The organism is Corynebacterium sp. LK2590 (genome assembly GCF_040946105.1).
Taxonomy (GTDB): Bacteria; Actinomycetota; Actinomycetes; order Mycobacteriales; family Mycobacteriaceae; genus Corynebacterium.
Genome location: NZ_JAYWMH010000002.1, coordinates 260,579 through 283,803 on the forward strand (window position 1 = coordinate 260,579; position 23,225 = coordinate 283,803).

Annotated in this window: 20 protein-coding genes and 1 tRNA gene; 12 read left to right on the forward strand and 9 right to left on the reverse strand. The window is 67.1% G+C overall.

Features of this window, described 5'->3' with window-relative positions:
* The 8 genes from VVR85_RS03870 to VVR85_RS03905 all read left to right on the forward strand — a co-directional run bounded on the left by VVR85_RS03870 (position 1) and on the right by VVR85_RS03905 (position 7,107).
* The gene (locus VVR85_RS03870; RefSeq protein WP_368519638.1) at positions 1–834 is read left to right on the forward strand and encodes a hypothetical protein; all 834 of its coding nucleotides are present in this window, start codon (positions 1–3) and stop codon (positions 832–834) included.
* 65 nt (positions 835–899) lie between these two features.
* The gene (locus VVR85_RS03875) at positions 900–2,057 is read left to right on the forward strand and encodes an exonuclease SbcCD subunit D (RefSeq protein WP_368519639.1); all 1,158 of its coding nucleotides are present in this window, start codon (positions 900–902) and stop codon (positions 2,055–2,057) included.
* On the forward strand, positions 2,057–4,732 hold the full coding sequence (locus VVR85_RS03880) for an AAA family ATPase (protein WP_368519640.1): 2,676 nt from the start codon (positions 2,057–2,059) through the stop codon (positions 4,730–4,732). The genes VVR85_RS03875 and VVR85_RS03880 overlap by 1 nt, the downstream gene beginning before the upstream one ends.
* A gap of 4 nt (positions 4,733–4,736) precedes the next feature.
* Positions 4,737–5,255, forward strand: coding sequence for a MarR family winged helix-turn-helix transcriptional regulator (locus VVR85_RS03885; protein ID WP_368519641.1), 519 nt, complete (start codon positions 4,737–4,739; stop codon positions 5,253–5,255).
* 30 nt (positions 5,256–5,285) lie between these two features.
* Positions 5,286–5,795, forward strand: a complete 510-nt coding sequence (locus VVR85_RS03890; RefSeq protein ID WP_368519642.1) for a MarR family winged helix-turn-helix transcriptional regulator — start codon at positions 5,286–5,288, stop codon at positions 5,793–5,795.
* 5 nt (positions 5,796–5,800) lie between these two features.
* The gene (locus VVR85_RS03895; protein WP_368519643.1) at positions 5,801–6,100 is read left to right on the forward strand and encodes a molecular chaperone GrpE; all 300 of its coding nucleotides are present in this window, start codon (positions 5,801–5,803) and stop codon (positions 6,098–6,100) included.
* A gap of 113 nt (positions 6,101–6,213) precedes the next feature.
* Positions 6,214–6,387 (forward strand): hypothetical protein, encoded by a 174-nt coding sequence (locus VVR85_RS03900; RefSeq protein WP_368519644.1) that lies wholly within the window; start codon positions 6,214–6,216, stop codon positions 6,385–6,387.
* Between the two features lie 78 nt (positions 6,388–6,465).
* Positions 6,466–7,107 (forward strand): N-acetyltransferase family protein, encoded by a 642-nt coding sequence (locus VVR85_RS03905; protein ID WP_368519645.1) that lies wholly within the window; start codon positions 6,466–6,468, stop codon positions 7,105–7,107.
* A 56-nt stretch (positions 7,108–7,163) separates the two neighbouring features.
* On the opposite strand, the gene VVR85_RS03910 is transcribed toward VVR85_RS03905, so the two are convergent.
* The 6 genes from VVR85_RS03910 to VVR85_RS03935 form a co-directional block, all read right to left on the reverse strand.
* Positions 7,164–7,240: transfer RNA gene (locus tag VVR85_RS03910), tRNA-Arg, on the reverse strand.
* Positions 7,241–7,305: 65 nt separating this feature from the next.
* Positions 7,306–8,889 carry an alpha/beta hydrolase gene (locus VVR85_RS03915; RefSeq protein WP_409338173.1) on the reverse strand — a complete coding sequence of 528 codons (1,584 nt, stop codon included), beginning with the start codon at positions 8,887–8,889 and terminating at the stop codon, positions 7,306–7,308.
* A 188-nt stretch (positions 8,890–9,077) separates the two neighbouring features.
* Positions 9,078–9,728, reverse strand: coding sequence for a lactate utilization protein C (locus VVR85_RS03920; protein ID WP_368519646.1), 651 nt, complete (start codon positions 9,726–9,728; stop codon positions 9,078–9,080).
* Positions 9,729–9,731: 3 nt separating this feature from the next.
* Positions 9,732–11,282 carry a lactate utilization protein B gene (locus VVR85_RS03925; RefSeq protein WP_368519647.1) on the reverse strand — a complete coding sequence of 517 codons (1,551 nt, stop codon included), beginning with the start codon at positions 11,280–11,282 and terminating at the stop codon, positions 9,732–9,734.
* The gene (locus VVR85_RS03930) at positions 11,282–12,067 is read right to left on the reverse strand and encodes a (Fe-S)-binding protein (protein WP_368519648.1); all 786 of its coding nucleotides are present in this window, start codon (positions 12,065–12,067) and stop codon (positions 11,282–11,284) included. Before VVR85_RS03930 ends, VVR85_RS03925 begins: the two co-directional genes overlap by 1 nt.
* 292 nt (positions 12,068–12,359) lie before the next feature.
* Complete coding sequence (locus VVR85_RS03935; protein WP_368519649.1) at positions 12,360–14,006, reverse strand: L-lactate permease; 1,647 nt, start codon at positions 14,004–14,006, stop codon at positions 12,360–12,362.
* A 238-nt stretch (positions 14,007–14,244) separates the two neighbouring features.
* Here VVR85_RS03935 and argS point away from each other — a divergent pair, with 238 nt between their 5' ends.
* The 4 genes from argS to thrB all read left to right on the forward strand — a co-directional run bounded on the left by argS (position 14,245) and on the right by thrB (position 19,731).
* Entirely contained in the window at positions 14,245–15,897 is a 1,653-nt protein-coding gene (gene argS / locus VVR85_RS03940) for an arginine--tRNA ligase (RefSeq protein WP_368519650.1), read from the forward strand.
* A complete protein-coding gene (gene lysA, locus VVR85_RS03945; RefSeq protein WP_368519651.1) occupies positions 15,897–17,234 on the forward strand; it encodes a diaminopimelate decarboxylase in 1,338 nt (445 codons plus the stop codon). The genes argS and lysA overlap by 1 nt, the downstream gene beginning before the upstream one ends.
* Positions 17,235–17,441: 207 nt before the next feature.
* On the forward strand, positions 17,442–18,779 hold the full coding sequence (locus VVR85_RS03950) for a homoserine dehydrogenase (protein ID WP_368519652.1): 1,338 nt from the start codon (positions 17,442–17,444) through the stop codon (positions 18,777–18,779).
* Positions 18,780–18,801: 22 nt separating this feature from the next.
* Complete coding sequence (gene thrB, locus VVR85_RS03955) at positions 18,802–19,731, forward strand: homoserine kinase (protein ID WP_368519653.1); 930 nt, start codon at positions 18,802–18,804, stop codon at positions 19,729–19,731.
* Here thrB and VVR85_RS03960 read toward each other — a convergent pair.
* The 3 genes from VVR85_RS03960 to modA all read right to left on the reverse strand — a co-directional run bounded on the left by VVR85_RS03960 (position 19,728) and on the right by modA (position 23,091).
* Positions 19,728–20,387 (reverse strand): helix-turn-helix transcriptional regulator, encoded by a 660-nt coding sequence (locus VVR85_RS03960; RefSeq protein ID WP_368519654.1) that lies wholly within the window; start codon positions 20,385–20,387, stop codon positions 19,728–19,730. The two genes, thrB and VVR85_RS03960, sit on opposite strands and share 4 nt — an antisense overlap.
* A gap of 10 nt (positions 20,388–20,397) precedes the next feature.
* A complete protein-coding gene (locus VVR85_RS03965; protein WP_368519655.1) occupies positions 20,398–22,224 on the reverse strand; it encodes an ATP-binding cassette domain-containing protein in 1,827 nt (608 codons plus the stop codon).
* Positions 22,225–22,302: 78 nt separating this feature from the next.
* A complete protein-coding gene (gene modA, locus VVR85_RS03970; RefSeq protein WP_368519656.1) occupies positions 22,303–23,091 on the reverse strand; it encodes a molybdate ABC transporter substrate-binding protein in 789 nt (262 codons plus the stop codon).
* Between the last annotated feature and the right edge of the window lie 134 nt (positions 23,092–23,225).

Below are 23,225 nucleotides of genomic sequence, written 5' to 3' on the forward strand. Positions count from 1 at the left end.
ATGAGCGTGTCTAAAGACAATGTCATCTACGCGAACTTCGGGACCCGCAAGCGCGTGACCTCCGCGGAGGAGACCAACAAGGTCACCCGCAGCGGGGCTACCGGGCCCGTGTTGTCTCCGGCGGCCCAGCGCGTCTGGTCCGTTATCAGCAAGGCCACCGACGACGGCCGCCTGACCCGCGGGCGCCAGTACGCGCGCGCCGGGCACGTGGTGGGCCTCGACGTGCGCAACGGCGCCATCCACGGCCGGGTCGCCGGCTCCCAAAACGAGCCCTTCACGGTCCTCATTCAGCTGCCGTACCGCTCCAACGACGACCTAGCGCGCATTAATGAGCTGCTGGCGCGCACCCCGAACGCCCTGCGCAACGCCCACGAGGGGCACCTAAGCGAGGAGGTCCTCGACCTGCTTTTTGCCCCCACGGCCGACGACCTGCGGCTGAGCTGCTCCTGTCCGGATTCTACCCCGGTCTGCAAGCACGTGGTGGCGGTGGCCGATCGCCTGGCCAGTCGTATCGACGCCGACGCGTCGGTGGTCTTCGCCTTCCGCGGCCTGAACTTCCTGTCCCTGGAACAGGCGGTCCTGGAAGAATCGCAGGCCGCGTCCCAGGACGCCTTGGCTAACGATGCCGGCCTGACCAACGACGAGCGCAACGACCTGTTCTGGAAGGGCCGCCAGCTGCCGGACCTGCCGCGGCCGAAGGTCGCCCCGGCGCTGGAGGATTCCGACCCGGATTTGCTGCGCAAGGCCATGCGGGCGGTCTCGCACACCAACGTGGACTTGCTGCGCTCGCTCTCCGATATCGAGGACATGTACCACCACCTGACCACCCGCTAGGGGATTAAACGGGTGTTCGATAATAGCTTCGGGCATGTGTCCGGTGGCTGTGTTAGACATGGGGTATGACTTCAACGACGTTCATCCACACCTCCGACCTGCAGATAGGGATGGAGCGTGGTTTCCTCGGAAGCGACGGCCAGGCCCGCTTTAACGCGGCCCGGCTGGCCAGCATTGACAAATTGGGAAAGCTCGCCGCCGAAGTGGGCGCCGAGTTCATCGTCGTAGCCGGGGACGTCTTCGAACATAACTCCCTGTCGCCGCAGACCACCGGTCGCGCCCGGGAGGCGCTGGCCAACCTGGACGTGCCGGTCTACCTGCTGCCCGGCAACCACGATCCGCTGGTGGCGGACTCGATCTTCTTTCGCACCCAGGCCGAAGGAATCCACGTCATCGCGGACTCGGAGCCCATCCCGGTCGCGGACGGCGTCGAGCTCGTCGGGGCCCCGTACCTGTCGAAGCGTTCCAATTACGATCTGGTCGCGGCCGCCCTCGAGCCCCTAGAGCCTACCGACACCATCCGGGTGGCCGTCGGGCACGGGCAGGTCGAATCTCGCACCTCAGAAGAGGACGCCGAGCTGATCGACCTCGCCCTGGTCGAGGAAAAGATCCGCGCCGGGGCCATCGACTACCTCGCGCTGGGGGATACCCACTCGGCCATGCCCCTGGGCAGCACCGGGGCGGTGTGGTTTTCCGGGGCGCCGGAAACCACCGCCTTCCACGAGGTGGAAAGCGACGCCGGCGAGAACAACTCGGGCAAGGCCCTGGCCGTGACCATCGAGAAGACCGCCGCGGGGCAGGCCTCGGTAACCGTGGAAGAGCACCAGCTGGGCGAGTGGCGCTTCGAGGCCTTGAGCGCCGAGCTGACCACCAGCCAGGACGTGGATCACTTCCTCGAAAGGCTCAAGGCCTACCCGCACAAGGACCGCACCGTCATCAAGTACGGCCTGCAGGGCACCCTGGGCATCCAGGACACTCAGCGCCTGCAGCACGAGTTGGAGGCTCTGGAGCCAGTCTTCGCCGACCTGCGCGAGCGCGCCCGGACCATGGACCTCCACCTCGCCCCCTCGGAGGAGGAGCTCGCGGACCTGGAGTTAAGCGGTTTCGCGGCCGGGGCGCTGGAAGAAATCATCACGGACATGGACGCGGATCCGGTGGCCCGGGACGCGGCGAATTTGTTGTTCCGGCTTTCCTCGCCGGACGCGCGGAAAGGGGCTAATTAATGCGGATTCACTCTCTCGAGCTGCGCAATGTGCGCGCCGTCGAACACCTGAAGCTGGAGGACCTTCCGGATCAGGGCGTGGTGGTCATCCACGGCGACAACGAGGCCGGCAAGTCCACCCTGGTCGAGGCCATCGGCGTGGTCCTCAAGCAGGCGCACAGCTCCCACGCAAAGAACACGGTGGGCGTCCTGCGCCCGGTGGGCAAGGACGCCTCGCCCGAAATCACCCTGGAGGCTACCGTGGGGCCGTACCGCTTCCGGATCTTCAAGCGGTGGTTCAGAAAGCAGGCCGCGGAGCTGACCGTTTTCTCGCCGCGCCCGGAAAACCACACCGGCCGCGCCGCGGATGCTCGCCTCAAGGAAATTCTGGACGAGCACCTCGACGACGACCTCTTAGACGCCCTGTTTCTCAAGCAGGACGACTTGGGCGCGGCGGTCGAAGCCGTCGGCATCTCCTCCCTGCGCAACGCCCTGGAGCAAAGCTCCGGCAGCCAGGCCCTCAGCGAGGGCCACGACTCCGGCCTGATGGACAGGGTGGAAGAAGAATACAAGCGCTATTTCACCGGCAAGAAGGGCGAGCCCACCGGCGAGTACAAGCGCGCGGGCAACGAGTTATCGGCCGCCCAGGACGCGGCGGAGCAGGCGCAGCGGGAGCTCACGGAGCTGGAAGGCTACGTGCGTGACTACGAGCGGGCGGTCGACCGGCGCGAGCAGGCTGCGCAGGAGCAAGGCTCCGCCCGAAGCGAGCTCGAGCAACGCACGGCCGAGCTGACCGCGGCCCAGCAAGCGCGCGCGGCCTTCCAGGCCAAGGACAAGGACTTCGTCCAAGCCCAGGAATCCCATCAGCGCGCGGGCGAAGATCTGCGCGGCCGCCAGGAGCTGGTCGAGGACCTCAAACGCAACCAGGAGCAGCTGCAGGCGGCGCGGGAGGATCTCGCCCCGGTCGTACAGCAGGCCGCCGAGGCAGATCAGCGCCTCGAGCAGGTGCGCCAGCGGGCCGCGGAGGCGGCCAAGGTCGTTTCGGACGCGCGGCAGCGGCGCAAGGACGCCGCGGGTGCCCACAAGCTCGTCGTGGATAGAAACCGCTTGGCCAAGCTGGACAGCCTGCTGGGCCGCATCGACGAAGTCTCCGAAAAGCTGGGGGCGGTGCGCCAGGAAATCGCCGCGCGCGAGCACACGGTCACCGAGAAACAGCTAGCGGACATCGACCAGCTGGCCCAAGACGTGCAGCTGCACCAGCGTCTGCAGGAAGCCGCCCAGTCGAAGCTGTTTTTTAGCTCCGCATCCGGCGAGGAGATTACCGTTGACGGGCAGTCCTATGCCCTAGAGGCGGGAGGCGAAGAGCTCGAAGTCCCCGTCGCAGACGGCACCGAACTGGTCATTGGCACGCTGTCGGCCCGGTTCGCCGCCGGCCAGATGGGGGAGAGCGTCCGCTCTGCGCGGGAGGAATACGCCCACGCGAAGCGCCGCTTGGAGGATCTGTTGGAATCTCTCGGCTGCGACGGGGCGGCGGAAGCCCGCGGTCTGCGGGAGGAGCAGGTCGAGCAGGACCAGCGGGCGGAGCGACTGCGCCACGAGTTGGATACGCTCGCCGCCGGCGACGACATCGAGCAACTGCGAGCCGAGCACCGCGCGCTGCAGGAATTTTTCGAAGGCGAACAGACAGAGGAATTGCCCGACGTCGACACCGCCGCCGCCACCCTGGCTGCGGCTGAGGAAGCGGAGGAGCAGGCCCAAACCGAGCAGGAGGAAGCCGCCGCGGCCGTCGCGCGCGAGGAGGAACTCAACCTCTCGGAGAAGTTGCTGCGCAGCCAAGTCAAGGTGGACAGCTTGCAGGAGGCTGTCGAGCGCGCCGAACAATCCCTGGCGCGCGCCCGTGGGCACCGCGGCGACGAGGAACTCGAGCAGGCGGTGGAGGCCGCCCAAGAAAGACTGGCGGCCGCCCAGGCAGCGCGCGCTAAGGCGCAGGCTGAGATGAATGCTGCGGATCCGGAACGCGCGGAGCAACTGCATGCCGGCGCCCAAGCTCACCTGAAGTCGCTCGAGGAGACTTGGTCGCAGGCCGACCGGACCATCGCTACGCTTACCGGCTATATCGAGCGGGACCAGGGCAGCGCCGAGCGCGCGGAGAAGGCCCAGGCCCAGTTCGAGAACGCCCAGGACCGCTTCGATTCGTTGGACCGGCGCGCTAAGGCCGTGAAATACCTGCGCGAGGTGCTCCTACGGCACCGCGAGGAGGCCCGCCGCAAGTACTCGGCGCCGTTCGCCGATCGGCTCAGCCGCCTGGCCCGCCGAGTCTACGGCGGCGACGTCGAATTCCAGCTGAACGAAAAACTCGAAGTCACCCAGCGCACCCAGGACGACGTCACCATTGATTTGGGCGAGCTCTCCGGCGGCGCCCGCGAGCAGCTGGCCATCCTGACGCGGTTCGCCATCGCGGAGCTGGTGGAGGAATCCGCGGGCGGCGGGGATGAGGCCGGGGCCCGGCCGGTGCCGGTGGTCATCGACGACGCGCTGGGCTCGACGGACTCCGAGCGCATCCAGCTGATGTCCACGCTGTTTAGCGAGGTAGGCAAACGCGCCCAGGTCATCGTGTTGACCTGCATGCCGCAGCGCTATTCGCGCGTGCCGGGAAAGCTGGAACTAGATATCGAAGACCTCAAGCGGGCGGACTAGGACAATGGAGCAGGCCGGGCAGCAGGCGGAGGAAGCTGCGCGGCAGTCTGTCTACCACGGCTGGCTCGCCCCGGAAGAACAGCGCCTGTGGGAGCTGATGAACCTGGCCGCCCAGCGCGTCGAGGCGAAGCTGGACCAGGCGCTGGAGTCGTGCGGCTCGCTGACGCGGACCGAGTTCCACCTCTTGGCGGCGCTGGCGCGGGCACCCGGGTATACGCTGCGCTTGAAAGAACTGAGCGAGGCGCTGGACTGGGCGCACCCGCGGGTCTCTAAGCAAATCTCGCGCATGTCGCGGCGCGGCCTGGTCAGCAAATCGACTGACGGTAACGACCGGCGGGCGGTGCGCGCCCGGATAACCGAGGACGGCAAGGAGGAGCTGGGGCGCGCCGTTCCGGCCTATACCGCGCAGCTGCAGCGTACGATTTTCGATCGGCTTGCGCCCGGGGAGGCCGACGTCGTGCGGCGTTTACTGGCGAGCGTAGCCGAGGAAGGGCCGGATGTCTCCGCTGCAGCGGGCTGTTAACTCGGAGGTGGGATAGGGTACGTTGAGTCTATGACTAAGCAAACGCGTTGGCTTGACGATGGCGAGCAGGACCTCTGGCGAATGCTCCTAGACTCCATGCGGAAGATCGACCGGGGCATGGAAGACTCCCTGCTCTACGGCAGCGATCTTTCTCTGGCAGATTTTTCCATCCTGGTCCCGCTCTCCGAGGCCGATGGCGAGGCACTGCGGCTGCGCGATCTGTGCAAGAACCTGGGCTGGGATCGCTCCCGGGCCTCCCACCAGGTCAACCGGATGTCCAAACGCGGCCTGGTCACGAAGGGCAAGTGCGCTGGCGATGCCCGCGGCGTGCTCATCGAGCTCACCGACGAGGGGCGCCGCCGCCTGGAGCGCGCCGCGCCGGCCCACGTGGAATCCGTCCGCCGCCTGGTCTTCGACCACCTGTCGGACGCGGACCGCGCCGCCCTGCGGCGCTTCTGTGAGGGCGTACTCGCCGTCGACAACATCCCCGGCCAACCCGGGTTCGTCCCCGATGCCCGCCTGGGCGAGAAGGTAGAGTAAAGGCCATGATGGGCCAAGAGTTGTTCGAGCAACCGAACAAGCAATACGAGCAGTACCACCTCACCGCCTTCCCGGAAGAATCCGCCGCCTTAGGCGATCCGGAACAATTCCCGGACGGGGAGCCGACCGCCGAGCAGGCCGAGATCATGGAAAAGCTGTTGGAGGCGCACCCCGACGAGGCGCTGACCTTCGACGCGGCGACGGGCCTGTGGATTAGCGGCGCGGAGGCCGACGTCGAGGCGCTGTTTAGCGCGCGCGAGGAATTCGTCGCGGCGCTGGAGGAAGGCGTCGATCCCGAGGCCTAGCCTGGAAGGGTGTAGCACCCGCCGGGCAAAGTCGAAACTAGTACGTGGATACTGCTAAGATAGCGGTGGAATCGGGCCGGTCACGGCCAGTGGAGTCGAAAGGAAGCGAAGTAATGACTTCTCGTTTGGAGCAGGAAAAGCGCGAGGCAGAAGCTCGCGACCGCGGTGACGGCGTTGGCAAGGTCATCCTGGAGTGGATCCCGATGGGCATCATCATGATCGTCGTCATGGGCCTGCTGATGATCGGCATGCTCGCCCTGGAGCCGGGCCCGATGGAGCTTTTCTAATCCCGCATTGGCTTTCTTAAGCTCCCTGACCTAGGTGGTCAGGGAGCTTTTTGCATCTGCGGTGTTAGATTGGGGGATATGAATAATAAGTCAGCAGATGTAGAGATTCGACCCGCGCGCGAAGACGAGCTTCCCGCCGCCATCGAGGTCCTGGCCCACACCTTCGCCCAGGACCGCGCGGTGCGCTCCATCATGGCGCACACGGGCGGCCAGTACAACAACGTGGACTTTGCCCGCGCCATTTATGAAATCCAGGTCTACGGTCACTATTTCCCCAACGGGGAGGTGGACCTGGCCATCGACAACGGCGAAATCGTCGGCGTGGGCCTGTGGGCGCGTCCCAATAAGCAGATGTCGACGCCCAAGTTCATGGCGCTGCTGCCGAAGTACATCAACCTCTTCCGCCGCGCGGTGCCTTTCGTAGCCCGGCGGGAGGCGCGCACCGCCAGCGCCCACCCGGGGTTTGCCCACTGGTACCTCTTCGCCATCGCGGTGAGCTCCAGCGTCCAGGGCAAGGGGATTGGCTCCACGATGCTCAAGCACGGCCTGCGCCGCGCCGGCGATGCCCCGGTCTACCTGGAGGCCTCCACGCCGAAGTCCGCGGCGCTGTACCGCTCCCTGGGCTTCGTGGAGCTCGGCCCGATCGAGGTCGCCGGCGACAAGCTGGCCGACCCGCCGGAGGTCGCCATGTGGCGGCCGACCCCGCGGGAGGATGATTAGTCGCAGTACAAAGGGCCCGCACCCAGAACTTTGTCTGGGTGCGGGCCCTTGTTTTGTGGTGTCCCCGACAGGGATCGAACCTGCGACCTTCGGTACCGGAAACCGATGCTCTAATCCGCTGAGCTACGGAGACATTTTCACCATTGCCGCTCGTTGGAACGACAATGATGAAATTCTAACCCATCGGGCTAGTCAGTGTTAAATCAGCCCCGGCGCTTCGTTAACGTCGCTGGTCCCGGTGCGCAGATAGTCCACCACGATCTCGTCGACAGCCGCGTTGCCGGAGGCGACGTGGCCGTGGCCCGGGCCGTGGACGGTCACGACGTGGGAGCCCATCTGGCCGGCCATATCGCCGTGGAACTGGTACGGGGTCTGCGGGTCGCCGGTGGCGTTGATCTGCAGCGGGCGGTGCTCCAGCCCCGCGCCGTTTAGCGCCGGGACGGTGGTCACCGGCCCGCGGCCGCTGCAGGCGATGCCGGAGCCGTACAGGGAGCTAGCCATCGTGAAAGGGTCCTGGGTGACGAATGCCGACCACGCGTAGGACGGGACCAGGCCCGGGTTGGCCCGGAAGGAGTTCTCGTTGCACAGGACGAGGTTCTGCATGGACTGGGCCTGGGTTTGCGCCTCGAGCGCCTTGCGGGCCTGCTCCGGATCCTGGGGCCCGCCCAGGTCCTCGATGCCGGCGATGTGCTTAGCCAGCGCCTCCCAGCTGACGGCCGAAGGCACGAGTAGGCGGGTGAGCATCAGGGTATTCGAGTTGATCTGGGAGGCCTGCGGGTTGCGGATCTTGTCACCCAGGAACTCGGCCTGGACGCGCAGCTCACCGGTCGCGGTCATGATGTTGGCCGCCGGTTGGCTGGAAAACTCCAGCCCCGGGGGCAGGTCGCCGATCTTGGCGTTCGGCGGCAGCACCGTCGGGCGCACGCCGGCCTCGCGGGCTACCTTGCGCGACCACGCTTCGTAGGCCTTCAGGGGAGTGGTGCCCAGGTGGTAGGTGGCATCGTTAGCCGCGACGTAGTCGAAGAAATCGTGCAGCGCGTTCTCGTAGCCGGCCTGCTGGTCGGCCAGGGTGCCGTTCCACGCGCGGCCGGGGCTCATGGCCGAGTCCAGCACTACCTTGTCGGTGTGCTCGGGATAGAAGGTGGCGTAGGTAGAGCCCAGCAGGGTGCCGTAGCTTAGCCCCATGATGGAAATCCGGTCCTCACCCAGGGCCTGGCGCACCATCTCCCAGTCGCGGGCGGTGTTCTCGGTGGTCAGGGAGTTGGTGTAGCCGGGCGTGGACTTCTCGCAAGAATTGCGGATATAGGCGCCGGCGCGGGTGGCGGCGTCGAGGTCGCTGCCGCCCGGCTGGGTGCACTCCACCGGGGTGGAACCCGGCAGGCCGCGCGGCTGGACCGCCACGCGGTCCCACTCGTTGGTAATTCCCTCGGGCCAGGCGAACTGCTCGCTGCCGAAGTAGGAGTAGCCGTCCCCACCCGGGCCGCCCGGGTTGCCGAAGAGCACGCCGCGCTTGGCCTGCGGGTTGGCGGCCGGCACGCGCAGGAAGCCGACGCTGATGGTGCCGGCTGACGGGTTGTCGTAGTACGTGGGGACATCGATACGGCCGCACTCGGCGTTGTCCTCGGTGACCTGCTCGGGGCAGTCCTCCCACTGGATCTGCGGGGCGGCGTTCTGGGCTTCTTGGGCTACCGCCGGGCCGACGGCGAGGCTGCAAGCCACCCCGAGCGCTGCCAGGATGGAAGCAGCGGCCCGGGCCGGGCGTTTCTGAGAAGGTCGTAGCACCTGATTCTCCTAGGAACTGAGTCAGTAAAGAAATTGAAAATAACGGAAACCGTAGGGTTTGAGTGTTTTTACATTATCGCCGTTGCCCCCGGCCTGCATCCTTCCCCAATAAAAAGGGGGCCGGCGGGTGCCCTAGGTCGCCACAACTGACAACTCTGGCACCGCCGGCCCCACGGGGCGGGACAGCGCTACTTCACGATGACGACGATCAGGTCGCGCGGCCCGTGCACGCCCTCCACGCGGGAGAGCTCGATATCGGAGGTCGCCGACGGGCCCGAAATCCAGGTCGCCGGGTGCTCCGGGTTCATGAGGGAGACCATCTCCGGCACGCCGTAGACAATGTTTTCCTGGCGGACGATGCACACGTGGCGGTCCGGGACCAAGGTCAGCGCGCGGCGGCCGTTGGTCTCACCGGCCTCCAGCGAGATCGTGCCGGTCTGGGCAGCCGTAACGTGGGATTCCGTCACGACGGCGTCGACCTCGTTGAGGGTGCGCGGGTCCACGTCGTTGGAATCCGGCTTGGCCTCCCCGTCGAACTCGGCGAAAAGCGCGGTATCCATGCCCGGGGCGTAGCGGATATCGTGGCAGTCCTTATCCGCCAGAATCTTGGCCAGGGTGGCCGGCAGCTCGGCGGCGTCGGTGACGTGTACGTCGGCCTTGTAGTCCACCAGGCGGTCGACCAGCAGGTCGCGCAGCTCGTCCGGGGCGACCTGGCGGTCGCGCTGGTAGTCGCGCGGGACGTCCACGTGGTCGGCCAGGCCCGCGGACTTCTGGGCGGAGCGGATGCGCGACAGGATTTCCTTCTTGGCCGCGCGGGATTGTTCAGCGGTACGGGTCATGACTTAGTTCTCCTTCTCAGTGCCCTGGTCCGGGGACTGGACAGCGGCGGCGGGCAGGCCTTCCTCGCGGGCCTGGGCCAGTAGGTCATGGGCCTCATCGGATTCGAACCACTGGCGGAAGGACTTCTTCGGCGGCACTGCGGTGTCGCGGCCTTCCGACCAACCCGACATGAACAGCGGCAGGCTGTCGATGGTGCCGTTGAAGCCGCCGAGCACGCGGCCGAAGGCGACCAGGCGGGTCAGCGTGTTCCAGACCTTCGGCTTGGCCCAGACGAACTCCACCAGGTCGAAGAGCTTGGACTCGACCGGCGGGGTGGCGTGGGTGACCTTCTGGTAACGGTTTTCCAGAATGACCTGGGACAGCGGGATCTTGACCGGGCAGACCTCGTCGCAGCGCCCGCACAGGGAGCAGGCGTAGGGCAGAGAAGCCGACGGGTCGTGGTGATCCTTCATACCGGTCAGCTGCGGGGTCAGCGAGATGCCGATCGGGCCCGGGTAGACCGAGCCGTAGGCGTGGCCGCCGGCGCGCTCGTAGACCGGGCAGACGTTCAGGCAGGCCGAGCAGCGGATGCACTTGAGCGCCTGGGAACCGACCGGGTTCGACAGGGCGGCGGTGCGGCCGTTGTCCAGCAGGACCAGGTGGAAGTTCTGCGGGCCGTCGCCCTCGGTCACGCCCGTCCACATCGAGGTGTACGGGTTCATGCGCTCGGCGGTGGAGGAGCGCGGCAGCAGCTGCAGGAAGACCTCGAGGTCCTGGAAGCTCGGCACGAGCTTCTCGATACCCATGACCGTAATCAGGGTCTCCGGCAGGGTCACGCACATGCGGCCGTTGCCCTCGGACTCGACGATGTTGATAACGCCGTTTTCGGCCACGCCGAAGTTGGCGCCGGAGATAGCCACCTTGGCCTTCATGAACTGCTCGCGCAGGAACTTACGGGAGGCCTCGGCCAGCTCCGGCGGGTTGGCCGGCAGGGACTCGTCCGTGTTCGGCATCTGCCGGACGAAGATGTCGCGGATCTCGGCGCGGTTGCGGTGAATGGCCGGGACCAGGATGTGGGAGGGCTTGTCCTCGCCCAGCTGGACGATGAGCTCGGCCAGGTCGGTCTCGCGGGCGCTGATGCCGGCCTCTTCGAGGTGCTCGTTCAGGCCGATCTCCTGGGTGGCCATGGACTTGACCTTGACCACGTCGGTCTCACCCGTGTCCTGGATGAGCTGCGTGATGATCTCGTTGGCTTCCTTGGCGTCGCGGGCCCAGTGGACGATGCCGCCGCGGGCAGTCACTGCCTCTTCGAACTGCTCCAGCAGCTCCGGCATGCGGGCGGCCACGTCCTCCTTCAGCGCGGAACCGGCCGAACGCAGCTCCTCCCAGTCCGGGGTTTCTTCCACGGCGTGGGCGCGCTTGTTGCGGATGGTGGTGGTGGCGTGCTCCAGGTTGCGGCGCTGGGTGGCGTTGTTCAGGCCGTCGTGGGCGGCGGCGACGAAGCCGCGGTCGCCGCGCAGGTTGCCGTAGTTTTCGGGGGCACGGGGCGGGGTAGTGTCGGTGAAAACAGCCATTAGAGCATCTTCTCCTTCGAGTAAGCTGCGGACTTCGGCGTCCACGGGTGTTCCTTGGTCGAGGCGAGGATTTCTGCCATGTGGACGGCGCGGATGCCGGCCTGCTGGCGCGAGAGGGCGCCGGCGATGTTCATCAGGCAGGAGGAGTCGCCGCCGGTGACGTACTCGGCGCGGGTGTCCTTAATGTGGCGGGTCTTGTCCGTGACCATGGCCTGGGAGACCTCGGGGTTCTTCAGCGAGAAGGTACCGCCGAAGCCGCAGCACTCCTCGGCGTTTTCGAGCGGGACCAGCTCCATGCCCTCGACGTTCTTCAGCAGCTGGTACGGGCGATCCGCCAGCTTCAGAAAGCGCAGGCCGTGGCAGGAGGAGTGGTAGGTCACGCGGTGCGGGAAGAAGGCACCCAGCTGGGTGGTCTGCGCGATGTCGACGAGGAACTCCGGCAGGTCGTAAGTCTTGTCGGCGGCCTTCTTGGCGCCGTCGACATCCGCCTTGTTACCGAAGCGGTCGGCAATCTTGACGTGCTGCTCGCGCACGGCGCCGACGCAGGAGCCGGAGGCGGAGACCACGTAGTCGATGGAAGGATCCGCGAAGGCATCCGCGTAGGTGCGGATCATGCCCAGCGTTTCTTCCTGGTAACCGGTGTTGACGTGCATCTGCCCGCAGCAGGTCTGTTCCTCGGGGAAGACCACCTCGTGGCCCAAGCGGGAAAGGATGAGGGCAGTGGCTTTGTGAGCGTCCGGGAAAAGGGCGTCGCCAATGCAGGTGGAAAACAATGCTATTCGCATCGATCAGGCTCCTTGGTTTAGCGGGATCTTAAGAAGACTCTCGGGAAATGAGGCTTCTAGAAAATTCACGGGGTTATGAAGTAAATATTAGCGCGAATCCCGTATTTAATCACCCCTAAAAATGACGATGACCTGCGGATGTTTCGAAACATTAATGTTGCGAAAATGGTCCGCAGGTCATGCGCCTGCCCCGCGCATTTTGCGCGGGATTCCGGCCCCGGACGGATTGGGGGTAGCCGGGGTTATCAGGGTCGTGTAAGGAAAGCCTTAGGGAACTAGGCGTGGGGGCTGGTTAGGGCACCAGGAACCCGAGCACGTTGGTCATCAGGAAGACGATGACACACACGACGGCCAGGAAGGCCAGCGAGTAGCCGACGACGTTCTTGAGGATGACGGACTCCTTGCCCTCCATCTGCACGGCGGTGGCGGCAATCGCCAGCGACTGCGGGGAGATCATCTTGCCGACCACGCCACCGGAGGTGTTGGCGGCCAGCATCAGATCCGGGTTGACGTGGATGCGCTCGGCGGCGGCGACCTGCAGGTTGGCGAACAGCGCGTTGGCCGAGGTGTCGGAGCCGGTCACGGCGGTACCGATCCAGCCGAGCACCGGGGCGAACAGCGCGAAGATGCCGCCGGCCGAGGAGACGAACTCACCAATGGCGATGGTCTGGCCCGAGTAGTTCATGGTGTAGGCCAGCGCCAGGACCAGGATGATGGTCAGGGCGGAGAACTTCATGCGGGAAACGACGTCGCCGAAGGCGGTCACCGGCTGGCCGAAGCTCAGCTTGTAGCGGCCGTTCTCGTTGAAGAAGTGGTAGATGATCGTGACGATGATGCCGGAAATCAGCAGCAGCGTACCGGGGTTGCCGAAGACGTTGAAGCTGAAGCTGGTGTCCATGATGTTGCCGGTCGCGTCCACGATCGTGCCGTCCAGGAAGGGCCAGCCGGTCTTGATGACCCAGAAGCCGAACAGGGCCGGGACGGTGGTTGCCACGGCGAAGACCGCGGTGACCACGGCGTAGGGCAGCAGGGCCATCCAAATGCGGCGGCCGGTCAGATCGCTAGTGCCGTCCTGGGCCGGCAGCTCCATGCGCTCGCGCAGGGCGGCCACGCCCTTGGGCTTCCAGACGCGCAGGAAGGCGAAAGCGCAACCCAGGGAGACGATGCAGGCGATGACGTTGGTCAGCTGGTAGGCGAAGAAGGTCGCGGCGAGCCACTGGGCCGCGGCGAAGGAAATGCCAATGACGGCGGCCGCCGGGGCGGTCTCCTTCACGCCGCGCATCCCGTCCAGGATGAAGGCGATGAGGAAGGGCACGATGGCGGCGATGACCAGCACCTGCAGCGAGATCAGCGCGGCGATGTCGTGGGTTTGCTCCAGGGTACGGCCGCCGACCTCGCCGGCGGTGGTCACCGGGATGCCCACGGCGCCGAAGGCCACGGGGGCGGTGTTGGCGATGAGGACCACGGTCGCAGCCCGCAGCGGCTTGACGCCCAGGGCCATGATCATGGTGGCGGTAATGGCCACGGGGGCGCCGAAGCCGGCCAGGGCCTCCAGCAGGCCGCCGAAGCAGAAGGCGATCAGGATGGCCTGGATGCGGATATCGCCGTCGCCGAGCAGGTCGAAGGTCTTGCGCAGATCCTCAAACCGGCCGGAAGCCACGGTGATTTCGTAGAACCAAATAGCGGTAAGGATGACCCAGACGATGGGCAGCAGGCCGAAGAGCCCACCGCGGACCGCAGAAGACAGGGCCATGTCGATGGGCATCGCGAAGCCCACGATGGCAATCACTAGGGAAGTGAGCAGGGCGACCGCGCCGGAGGTGTGGGCACGGGCCTTGAAGCCCAACAACATAATGAAAAAGGCGATGAGCGGCAGGGTGGCCACGAGCGCGGTGAGCCCGAGGCTGTCCCCGATCGCTGAGGTATTGATCTCAAACAAGATGCGTCCTCGAATTCTCCAGATAGGGAGGCCCCGACTATTCGGGGCGCAGCAGGTAGTACACGGTGCTCATTGTGGTTAGTCGGGGAAGAACCGGCTTAGAAACTCACACTGAGTTAAGAAAAGCATAGCGCGGACCTGTGTGTTATCAGACCATTTCGGTCCCCGTATGGGGTATCTCATGCACTACCGGGGTTAGTGCGGTAGTCAAAGGGGATATTCGATAGAGTTTAGGGTTATGACTCCGGCAGAACTGGCACAACTGATTAAGGACACCGCCACCAACGTGTTGGCGGAGCACGACCTGGACACCTCCGTTATCCCCGAAACCGTGACCGTGGAGCGCCCGCGCAACCCGGAACACGGCGATTACGCGACCAACTTGGCCCTGCAGGTCGCCAAGAAGGCGGGCACCCAGCCGCGCGAGCTGGCCACCTGGCTGGCCGCCGCGTTGGACGAGCAGGACGCGATCGCAGAGACCGACGTCGCCGGCCCGGGCTTTTTGAATATCCGCCTGGCCGCCGCCGCCCAGGGCGACGTGGTCGGCAAGATCCGCGAAGCCGGCTCCGACTTCGGCAAGAACACCACCTTTGCCGGGGAGAAGATCAACCTGGAGTTCGTCTCCGCGAACCCGACCGGGCCCATCCACCTCGGGGGCACCCGGTGGGCCGCCGTCGGCGACTCCTTGGGCCGCGTGCTGGAAGCCAGCGGCGCGGAGGTTACCCGCGAGTACTACTTCAACGACCACGGCGGCCAGATCGACCGCTTCGCCCGCTCCCTGGTGGCGGCCGCCCAGGGCGAGCCCACCCCGGAGGACGGCTACGGCGGGGCCTATATCCAGGACATCGCCAGCGCCGTGCTGGAGAAGAACCCGTCGGCCCTGGACGGCACCCCGGAACAGGTCCAGGAGGCCTTCCGTGCCGACGGCGTGGACATGATGTTCGCCCAGATTAAGCAGTCGCTGCACGAGTTCGGCGTGGACTTCGACGTCTACTTCCACGAGAACTCGCTGTTCGAGTCCGGCGCGGTCGAGCGCGCACTGGACCAGCTCAAGGCCCAGGGCGAGCTCTACGAGGCGGACAACGCCTGGTGGCTGAAATCCACCGACTACGGCGACTCCAAGGACCGCGTGGTCGTCAAGTCCGACGGCAACGCCGCCTACATCGCCGGCGACATCGCCTACGTCGCGGACAAGTTCGACCGCGGCCACACCCTGAACATCTACATGCTCGGCGCCGATCACCACGGCTACGTGCCGCGCCTGAAGGCCGCCGCGGCCGCCCTGGGCTACGACGCCGGCGCGGTCGAGGTGCTCATCGGCCAGATGGTCAACCTGCTGCGCGACGGCAAGCCGGTGCGCATGTCCAAGCGCGCGGGCACCGTCATCACGATGGAGGACCTGGTGGCCGCCATCGGCGTGGACGCGGCCCGCTACTCGCTGGTGCGCTCGTCCGTGGACCAGTCCATCGACATCGACCTGGGCCTGTGGCAGTCCCAGTCCTCCGATAACCCCGTCTACTACGTCCAGTACGGGCACGCCCGCCTGTGCTCCCTGGCGCGCAAGGCGCAGGAGGCAGGGGTCACCGCCGACGGCGCGGACCTGTCCCTTCTGACCCACGACCGCGAGGGCGACCTCATCCGTACTCTGGGCGAGTTCCCGGCCGTGGTGGCCGAGGCCGCGGAGCTGCGCGAGCCGCACCGCATCGCCCGCTACGCCGAGGAGCTGGCCGCCAGCTTCCACCGCTTCTACGACCAGTGCCAGGTCCTGCCCAAGGCCGGTGAGGAGGCCCAGCCGGTGCACTCGGCCCGCTTCGCGCTTGCCGATGCCGCCCGCACCACCCTGGCCAACGCGCTGACCATGGTGGGCGTGACCGCCCCGGAGCGGATGTAATGGCCGATTTCAACGATCTGCCGGCGCATGTCTGGCCCCGCAACGCCCAGCGCGAGGAAGACGGCGTGGTCACCGTCGCCGGGGTCCCCGTGCCCGACCTAGTGGAAGAGTACGGCTCGCCGCTCTATGTCTTCGACGAGGACGACTTCCGCTCCCGCTGCCGCGACATGGCCGCCGCCTTCGGCGGGCCCGCCCACGTGCACTACGCCTCCAAGGCCTTCATCTGCAAAAGGATCGTGCAGTGGGTCAACGAGGAGGGGCTGTGCCTGGACGTGGCCTCCCACAACGAGCTGCTCATTGCGCTAGCCGGCGACTTTCCCGCCGCCCGCATGACTGCCCACGGCAACAACAAGGGCGCGGACTACCTGCGGGACTGCGTCGAGCACGGCGTGGGTCACGTGGTACTCGACAACACCGACGAGCTGGAGATGCTCAACCGGATCGCCGGGGAGTTGGGGCGCGTCCAGAAGGTGATGGTGCGCGTGAAGCCGGGCGTGGACGCCCACACTCACGAGTTCATCGCCACCTCGCACGAGGACCAGAAATTCGGCATCTCGCTGGCCACTGGCGCAGCTTTTGATGCCGCCCGCGCCTGCCTGACCGCCGACAACCTTGAGCTAGTCGGACTGCACTGCCACGTCGGCTCCCAGGTCTTCAACGCTGAGGGCTTTAAGCTGGCCGCCGAGCGCGTCATGGCGCTGTATTCGCGCATCCACACTGAGCTCGGCGTCACGCTGTCGGAGCTGGACCTAGGCGGCGGCTTCGGCATCCCGTATATGCCTTACGAGGAGGCCCTCGACGTGAACGCCGTGGCCCACGACCTGCTCACCGCGGTCGGCACGACGGCGGACGCGCTGGGCATCACCCCGCCCTTCGTCCTGGTCGAGCCGGGCCGCGCGCTGGTGGCCGGGTCCGCCATCGCGGTCTATTCCGTGGGCACGGTCAAGGACGTGGAGACGGGCAAGCAGGAGCTGCCGCTGCGGCGCTACCTCTCCGTCGACGGTGGCATGAGCGACAACATCCGCCCGGCCATGTACGGCTCCGAGTACGACCTGCGGGTCATGGGCCGCTACACCGTCGGCGCCGAGGTGCCCTCCCGCGTGGTGGGTTTCCACTGCGAATCCGGCGACATCCTGGTCGACGAGCGGGATCTGCCGGAAGAAATCACCAGCGGCGACATCGTGGCCACCGCCGCCAGCGGCGCCTACCAGTACATGATGTCCTCGCGCTATAACGGCGCGGTGCGGCCCGCGGTGGTCGCCGTGCGCGCCGGCCAGGTCAAGCCCATGCTGCGGCGCGAGACCTTAGCCGATTTGCTCTCGCTAGAGGTCGACTAGTTACCCCCGCTCGGGCGCCGGACTGGCGCCCGGGCGGGATTATTATTCTCCCCGGTGCGGGACATTCGGCCAGCACACGCGCGGTTGTCGGGGGACGGGGGACGGGGGACGGGGGAGGCTTCTCGTAGGGACTCAAAATAGACAGCTCGTTCTGTATGATGGGCCACGTACCTTAAACGACCGCACAGATTGAGGAGAGCTTCGAAGATGGCAGCCACTACGCAGGGAACTATCCGCACGGCTAAGGGTGAGGGAGAGACCGTCGGAATTGCGCTGCTGGGATTCGGCACCGTGGGCGCGGAGGTCTTCCGACTGCTCGGGGAGAACGCCGACGCTTTTGCGCACCGCATCGGCGGCCCGGCCGAGATCCGCGGCGTGGCCGTGTCCAACGTCGGCAAAAAGCCGCGCCCGGGCGTTCCCCAAGAGCTTCTGACTGACGATGCCCGCGCGCTCGTCGCCCGCGACGACATCGACCTGGTCGTGGAGGTCATTGGCGGTATCGATTACCCGCGCGAGCTGGTCCTGGCCGCCCTGCGCGCCGGCAAGTCCGTGGTCACCGCCAACAAGGCGCTGGTGGCCGCCCACGCCGACGAGCTGGCCGAGGCCGCCGACGCCTCCAACGTCGACCTCTATTTCGAGGCCGCCGTCGCCGCCGCTATCCCCGTGGTCGGCATGCTGCGCCGCTCCCTGGCCGGCGACCAGATCGAGCGCATCTCCGGCATCGTCAACGGCACGACCAACTTCATCCTGGACGCGATGGAATCCACCGGCGCTTCCTACGAGGAGGCGCTGGCGGAGGCGACCCGCCTGGGCTACGCCGAGGCCGACCCGACCGCCGACGTCGAGGGCCACGACGCCGCCTCCAAGGCCGCCATCATGGCCTCGCTGGGCTTCCACACCCGCCTCAAGTTCGAGGATGTCCACTGCGAGGGCATCACCAACATCACCGCCGAGGATATCGAGGCCGCCGGCCAGGCCGGCTATTCCATCAAGCTGCTGGCTATCTGCGAGCGGATCACCGATAAGGAAGGTAAGGAAGCCGTGAACGCGCGAGTGCACCCCACCCTCGTGGCGAAGTCGCACCCGCTGGCCTCGGTCAGCGAGTCCTACAACGCCATCTTCGTCGAGGCCGAGGCGGCCGGCTCGCTGATGTTCTACGGCAACGGCGCCGGCGGTAACCCGACCGCCTCCGCGGTGCTGGGCGACGTGGTCGGCGCGGCCCGCAACATCGTCCACGGCGGCCGCGCCCCGGGCGAGAACACCTACGCCAACCTGCCGATCGCCTCCTTCGGCGAGGTGCGCACCCGCTACCACATCGACATGACGGTCAACGACCGGATCGGCGTGCTGGCCGAAATCGCCAACGTCTTCTCCTCCAACGACGTCTCCCTGCGCACCGTGCGACAGGAGGACGGCGACGACGAGGCCCGCCTGGTCATCGTCACGCACTCCGCCCAGGAGCAGCTGCTGGCCGATATCGTGGAAAAGCTCAAGACCCTGCCGGACGTGCTGGCTGTCAACTCGGTCATCCGCCTGGGCAGCTAGGAAAGGGGAGGAAAGCGCGCTCATGAGCACCGAATTGCAAGTCGGGACCAAGGCGATTGTCAAGGTGCCGTCCTCCTCGGCCAACCTAGGCCCGGGCTATGACACCCTGGGTCTGGCCGTCACGCTGTACGACACCGTCGAGATCGAGGTCACCGAGTCCGGCCTCGAGGTAGTCATCTTCGGCGAGGGCGAGGACGACCTGCCGCGCGATGGCTCGCACCTGGTGGTCAAGGCGCTGCGCTCCGGGCTGAACGCCGCCGACGTCGAAGCGCCGGGCCTGCGCGTGGTCTGCACCAACGCCATCCCGCAGTCGCGCGGTCTGGGTTCGTCCGCGGCCGCCGCGGTCGCCGGCGTGGCCGCCGCCAACGGGCTGGCCGGCTTCCCGCTCGATGAGGACCAGGTGGTCCAGTTGTCCTCGGCCTTCGAGGGCCACCCGGACAACGCCGCCGCGTCCGTGCTGGGCCAGATGGTGGTTTCCTGGACGACGGTCCCGGTCGACGGGCGTTCCCTGCCCGAGTACCGCGCGCGCTGCCTGCCGGTGCACCCGGATATCCGCGCCACCGCGCTGGTGCCGGACTTCCACGCCTCCACCCAGGCCGTGCGGCGCGTGCTGCCCTCGCACGTCACGCACAGCGATGCCGCCTTCAACGTCTCCCGCACCGCCGTCCAGGTGGCAGCGTTGACCAAGCACCCGGATCTGCTCCTGGAGGGCACGCGCGACCGCCTGCACCAGCCCTACCGAGCTGACGTGCTCCCGGTGACCGCGGAATGGGTCAACCGCCTGCGCAACCGCGGTTTCTCGGCGTATTTGTCCGGTGCGGGCCCGACCATCATGGTCCTGCACACCGAGCCCATCCCGGAGGCCGTGCTCGACGATGCCCGCGCCCAGGGCCTGCGGGTCCTCCCGCTGGAGATCGCCGGGCCCGTGGAGGTCGAGGTGACCCAGGCCTAGTCCTGGGTGATAAAGCAGGTGCCGTCGTCCGTCAACGGGTGCAGCCGCACGGTGGGCTCTCCGTCGGGGGTGGCGGTCATTTCCTGCAGGTAGCCCTCGTGGACCGCGCACAAAAACGGCGTGGGGGCCGCCCCGGCAGACACGAAGGGGCAAGCGTGCAAGCACAGGCCCTGTTTGGTCTGCTCCGGGTCGAAGCCCATCTGGCGGAGCCGGGCCTGGACCTGGCTCAGGGACGCCGGGCCGGTCTGTTCCAGCTTCTTGGCCCACTGGCGCCCGATTTCGCGGGCGCGGGGTGAGTCGTAGTTGGTGAGCTCGGCATCGTCAGCCAGCAGGTCGAGCAGCACCGTGACCAGGCTGACGTATTCGCCGGCGATGGCCTGGTTGTCAGGCACCCGCACCCGGAAGATGAGGGAGGGGCGCCCGCGCCCGTGCGAGTGGGCGCGAGCGGCCGCGACCGCACCCGCGGCCTGTAGCTCGTCGAGGTGCCCGCGGGCGGTGTTGACGTGCATGCCGAGCCTGTCAGCGACCTGAGCCGCGGTGGCGCCGTCGCGGAAGGAATCCACCACGTCGAGTACCGCGCGCTGCTTTGGGGACAGCGCGAGCGCCTCCGGGAAGAGATCCGTCGCGGGGCGGGGCAGGAGGGCAGGGTCGGTCATTCTCATAATTTTAGTACGAGTTCGCGCTGACGTGAACTGCCTTCGGATCCACCTGACAGTAGACCTCTTCGCCCACGGCCGGCGGTTCGGCGTGGGAGACGCGCACCTGGCCGAACGGGCAGTCGAGGGTGACCAGGAAGCTGGTCAGCGAACGCGCCTCCACGGCCGTGATCTTTCCCGGCCAGCAGTTTTCGGCCTCGGCCACCGGATGCGGGCTTAAGTGGGCGTCCTCGGGTGCAAATGTCACGACGACCTCCTGCTGGGGGCGCAGGTGTGTGGTGGTTTCCCCGATGAGCGTGGCCCCGCCGGCGGCCACCCGCGCCGTGCCCGCGTGGACGACGTCGCAGGTGCCCGTGGCCCGGTTGAGGCCGCTAATGCGTGCTACGAACTCCGTCGGCGGCGCGGCGAGCAGCTGGCTGGTCGGCCCGCTGGCCATGGTCTGTCCGGACTCCATGACCACCAGGTGCTCGGCCAGGCGCTGGATGTCCAGCAGGTTGTGGGTGACCATCAGCACGGTGCGGTCGTGGCGGCTGGCGTGGAAGAAGCGGCGCCACCGGGCGGCGGCGGCCACATCGAGGGCGGCCAGAGGTTCGTCCAAAATCAGCACGGACGGGCGGGTGGCCAGCGCACGCACCAGCGCGACCTGGGCGGCTTGCCCGCCCGACAGGGAGGGCACGTCGACGTCCGCCAAGTCGCTCAGGCCCGCCGCCTCCAGCAGCTGGGTGGCCATACTTTGGTCGCGGCTGGCCATGGTGACGGCCTCGACCACGCTCGCCCGCGGCGGCAGGCCCGGCGACTGGGTAACCATGACCACCCGGCGCAGGTGCGGCGGCACGAACTGGCCGGCCGCGTCGTCCACGGTCCGGTCCCCGATAGCGACCCGGCCCCGCAGGCGGCCGGCCACCCGACGCATGAGCGTGGTCTTGCCCGAGCCGTTTTGGCCCACGACGGCGGAGACCAGACCGGCCGGCAGGGTAGTGCCCTCCACCGTGACCGGGGTGGGCTCTGCCGGCGGGCGGGTCAGCTCGCGCAGGCGCTCGGCGTCCATCTCGGTGATGGTGCGGGCGTGCTGGCGGTTCCGGCGCCCGAAGACCGCCGGCAGCCCGGCCAGCGCCAGGCAGACCAAGGCCAGCCCGATGAGGATGGCCGAAAGCGCGTAGGCAGCCTCCGTGTCGACTTCGCGCTCTAGGTAGATGCCCAGGGGCATCGTGCGCGTGACGCCGGGCATCGAGCCCGCGAAGGTCAGCGTCGTGCCGAACTCGCCCAGCGAGCGCGCAAACGCCAGCCCGGCGCCCGTGGCAATCGAGGGGGCGACCAGCGGCAGGGTGACCTTCCACAGCACGCGGCCGGGGCTCATCCCGATGCCGCGGGCCGAGGCCAGGACCTCCCCGTCGATTTGGCGCAGGGCGGAATCCACGGCGACGACCACGAACGGCAGGGAGACAAACATCTGCGCCACCACGACGCCGGGGAAGGCGAAGGCGAAATGCAGGTCCATCGCCTCCAGCCAGGGCCCCAGCAGGCCGCGCCGGCCGATGGCGGCGGTCAGGGCGAGGCCGCCGACGACAGGGGGCATCGCGAGCGGGAGGAAGACCAACAGGCGGGCGGCGAGCCCGCCGCGGCCGAGCTGTTGCATCCAGACCGCCAGGCCGGTGCCCAGGATCATGGTCAAAACGGTCGACTGGGCCGCCGCGGCGAGGGAGACCTTGAGAAGGTCGTGGACCTCGGGGCGGGCCAGGATCTCCCCCATGCGCGCCCAGGGCACGCGCACGGCCAGGGCGATGATGGGGAACAGGATAAACCCCACCGCGATGATCCCGATGAGCCCAAACACCACAGGGGCGGGCGTCCGGGCGGGGCGCGGTGGGGTAGTAGCCGTAGCAGCTGAGGTAGCGGTAGTAGCCACGAAACTCACTTAGTCGGCCGGGGTGAAGCCGTACTCTTCCCAGGTGGCGTCGAAGTCGTCAGCCAGCAGGTCCAGGACTGCCTGGGCGGAGTCCTGCTCGGAGGAGGCGGTGACTACCGCGCCGAGGATCTGGTTGGTGAACTGGTCGGCGCCTTCGATCTTGATGACCTCCACGTCGTCGCCAGCCGCGGCGGCGTCGGTGGAGTAGACCCAGCCGGCGTCGGCCTCGCCGGAGACGACCTTGCCGAGCACGTCAGCAACCTGGTGCTCCTGGGAATCCGGCTGGATGTCGAGGCCCTTGTCCTCGATGATCTGCTGGGAGATGTCACCGCACGGGACCTGCGGGTCGCACAGCACGAAGCGGGTCTCGTCCGTGATGTCCTCGACGGACTTGATGCCGGCCGGGTTGCCCTTCGGCACGACCATGACCATCTCGTTTTCGGCCAGGACCTTGGGATCCTGGACGGTGCCCGCCTCGACGGCGTCGTCCATGGTCTTCTTGGAGGCGGTCAGCAGCAGGTCGCCCGGGGCGCCTTCCTTGAGCTGGGAGACCAGGTCGGAAGAGCCGGCGTTCTGGAACTTCAGCTCGGCCGGCGGGTCGAGCTCGTCGGCGGCGGCCTGCAGGTCGTCGTTGAGCACGCGGGTGGAGGAGGCGGCCAGGACGTTGAGCTCCACGGAGCTCTCGGAGCCGCTGGTGCGATCGGCGTTGCTATCCGATGCCGACTCCGTCGACGGGGCGCAAGCGGCGGCGAACAACGTGGCGGCGGCTGCGCAGCCGGCGAGAACGCGCTTCATCATGGAGACAATTTCCTTTCACGAGACAATCGAGAACGCGCCCATCCCGTCTACCCTAGTAGACGGGCATTTCTTGGACGCTTGTTCAACTTATTCTACATGCCCGTAGGTGCGCGGTCGGCCAGACGTCGGCACGG

Excerpts from the sequence above, each read along its gene's own strand:
- VVR85_RS03925 (WP_368519647.1), bottom strand. The coding sequence starts at position 11,282 with ATGGCTGTTTTCACCGACACTACCCCGCCCCGTGCCCCCGAAAACTAC.
- VVR85_RS03905 (WP_368519645.1), top strand. The coding sequence starts at position 6,466 with ATGAATAATAAGTCAGCAGATGTAGAGATTCGACCCGCGCGCGAAGAC.
- VVR85_RS03885 (WP_368519641.1), top strand. The coding sequence starts at position 4,737 with ATGGAGCAGGCCGGGCAGCAGGCGGAGGAAGCTGCGCGGCAGTCTGTC.
- argS (WP_368519650.1), top strand. The coding sequence starts at position 14,245 with ATGACTCCGGCAGAACTGGCACAACTGATTAAGGACACCGCCACCAAC.
- VVR85_RS03900 (WP_368519644.1), top strand. The coding sequence starts at position 6,214 with ATGACTTCTCGTTTGGAGCAGGAAAAGCGCGAGGCAGAAGCTCGCGAC.
- VVR85_RS03875 (WP_368519639.1), top strand. The coding sequence starts at position 900 with ATGACTTCAACGACGTTCATCCACACCTCCGACCTGCAGATAGGGATG.
- VVR85_RS03880 (WP_368519640.1), top strand. The coding sequence starts at position 2,057 with ATGCGGATTCACTCTCTCGAGCTGCGCAATGTGCGCGCCGTCGAACAC.
- VVR85_RS03930 (WP_368519648.1), bottom strand. The coding sequence starts at position 12,067 with ATGCGAATAGCATTGTTTTCCACCTGCATTGGCGACGCCCTTTTCCCG.
- VVR85_RS03890 (WP_368519642.1), top strand. The coding sequence starts at position 5,286 with ATGACTAAGCAAACGCGTTGGCTTGACGATGGCGAGCAGGACCTCTGG.
- modA (WP_368519656.1), bottom strand. The coding sequence starts at position 23,091 with ATGATGAAGCGCGTTCTCGCCGGCTGCGCAGCCGCCGCCACGTTGTTC.
- thrB (WP_368519653.1), top strand. The coding sequence starts at position 18,802 with ATGAGCACCGAATTGCAAGTCGGGACCAAGGCGATTGTCAAGGTGCCG.
- lysA (WP_368519651.1), top strand. The coding sequence starts at position 15,897 with ATGGCCGATTTCAACGATCTGCCGGCGCATGTCTGGCCCCGCAACGCC.
- VVR85_RS03920 (WP_368519646.1), bottom strand. The coding sequence starts at position 9,728 with ATGACCCGTACCGCTGAACAATCCCGCGCGGCCAAGAAGGAAATCCTG.
- VVR85_RS03950 (WP_368519652.1), top strand. The coding sequence starts at position 17,442 with ATGGCAGCCACTACGCAGGGAACTATCCGCACGGCTAAGGGTGAGGGA.
- VVR85_RS03895 (WP_368519643.1), top strand. The coding sequence starts at position 5,801 with ATGATGGGCCAAGAGTTGTTCGAGCAACCGAACAAGCAATACGAGCAG.
- VVR85_RS03960 (WP_368519654.1), bottom strand. The coding sequence starts at position 20,387 with ATGACCGACCCTGCCCTCCTGCCCCGCCCCGCGACGGATCTCTTCCCG.
- VVR85_RS03870 (WP_368519638.1), top strand. The coding sequence starts at position 1 with ATGAGCGTGTCTAAAGACAATGTCATCTACGCGAACTTCGGGACCCGC.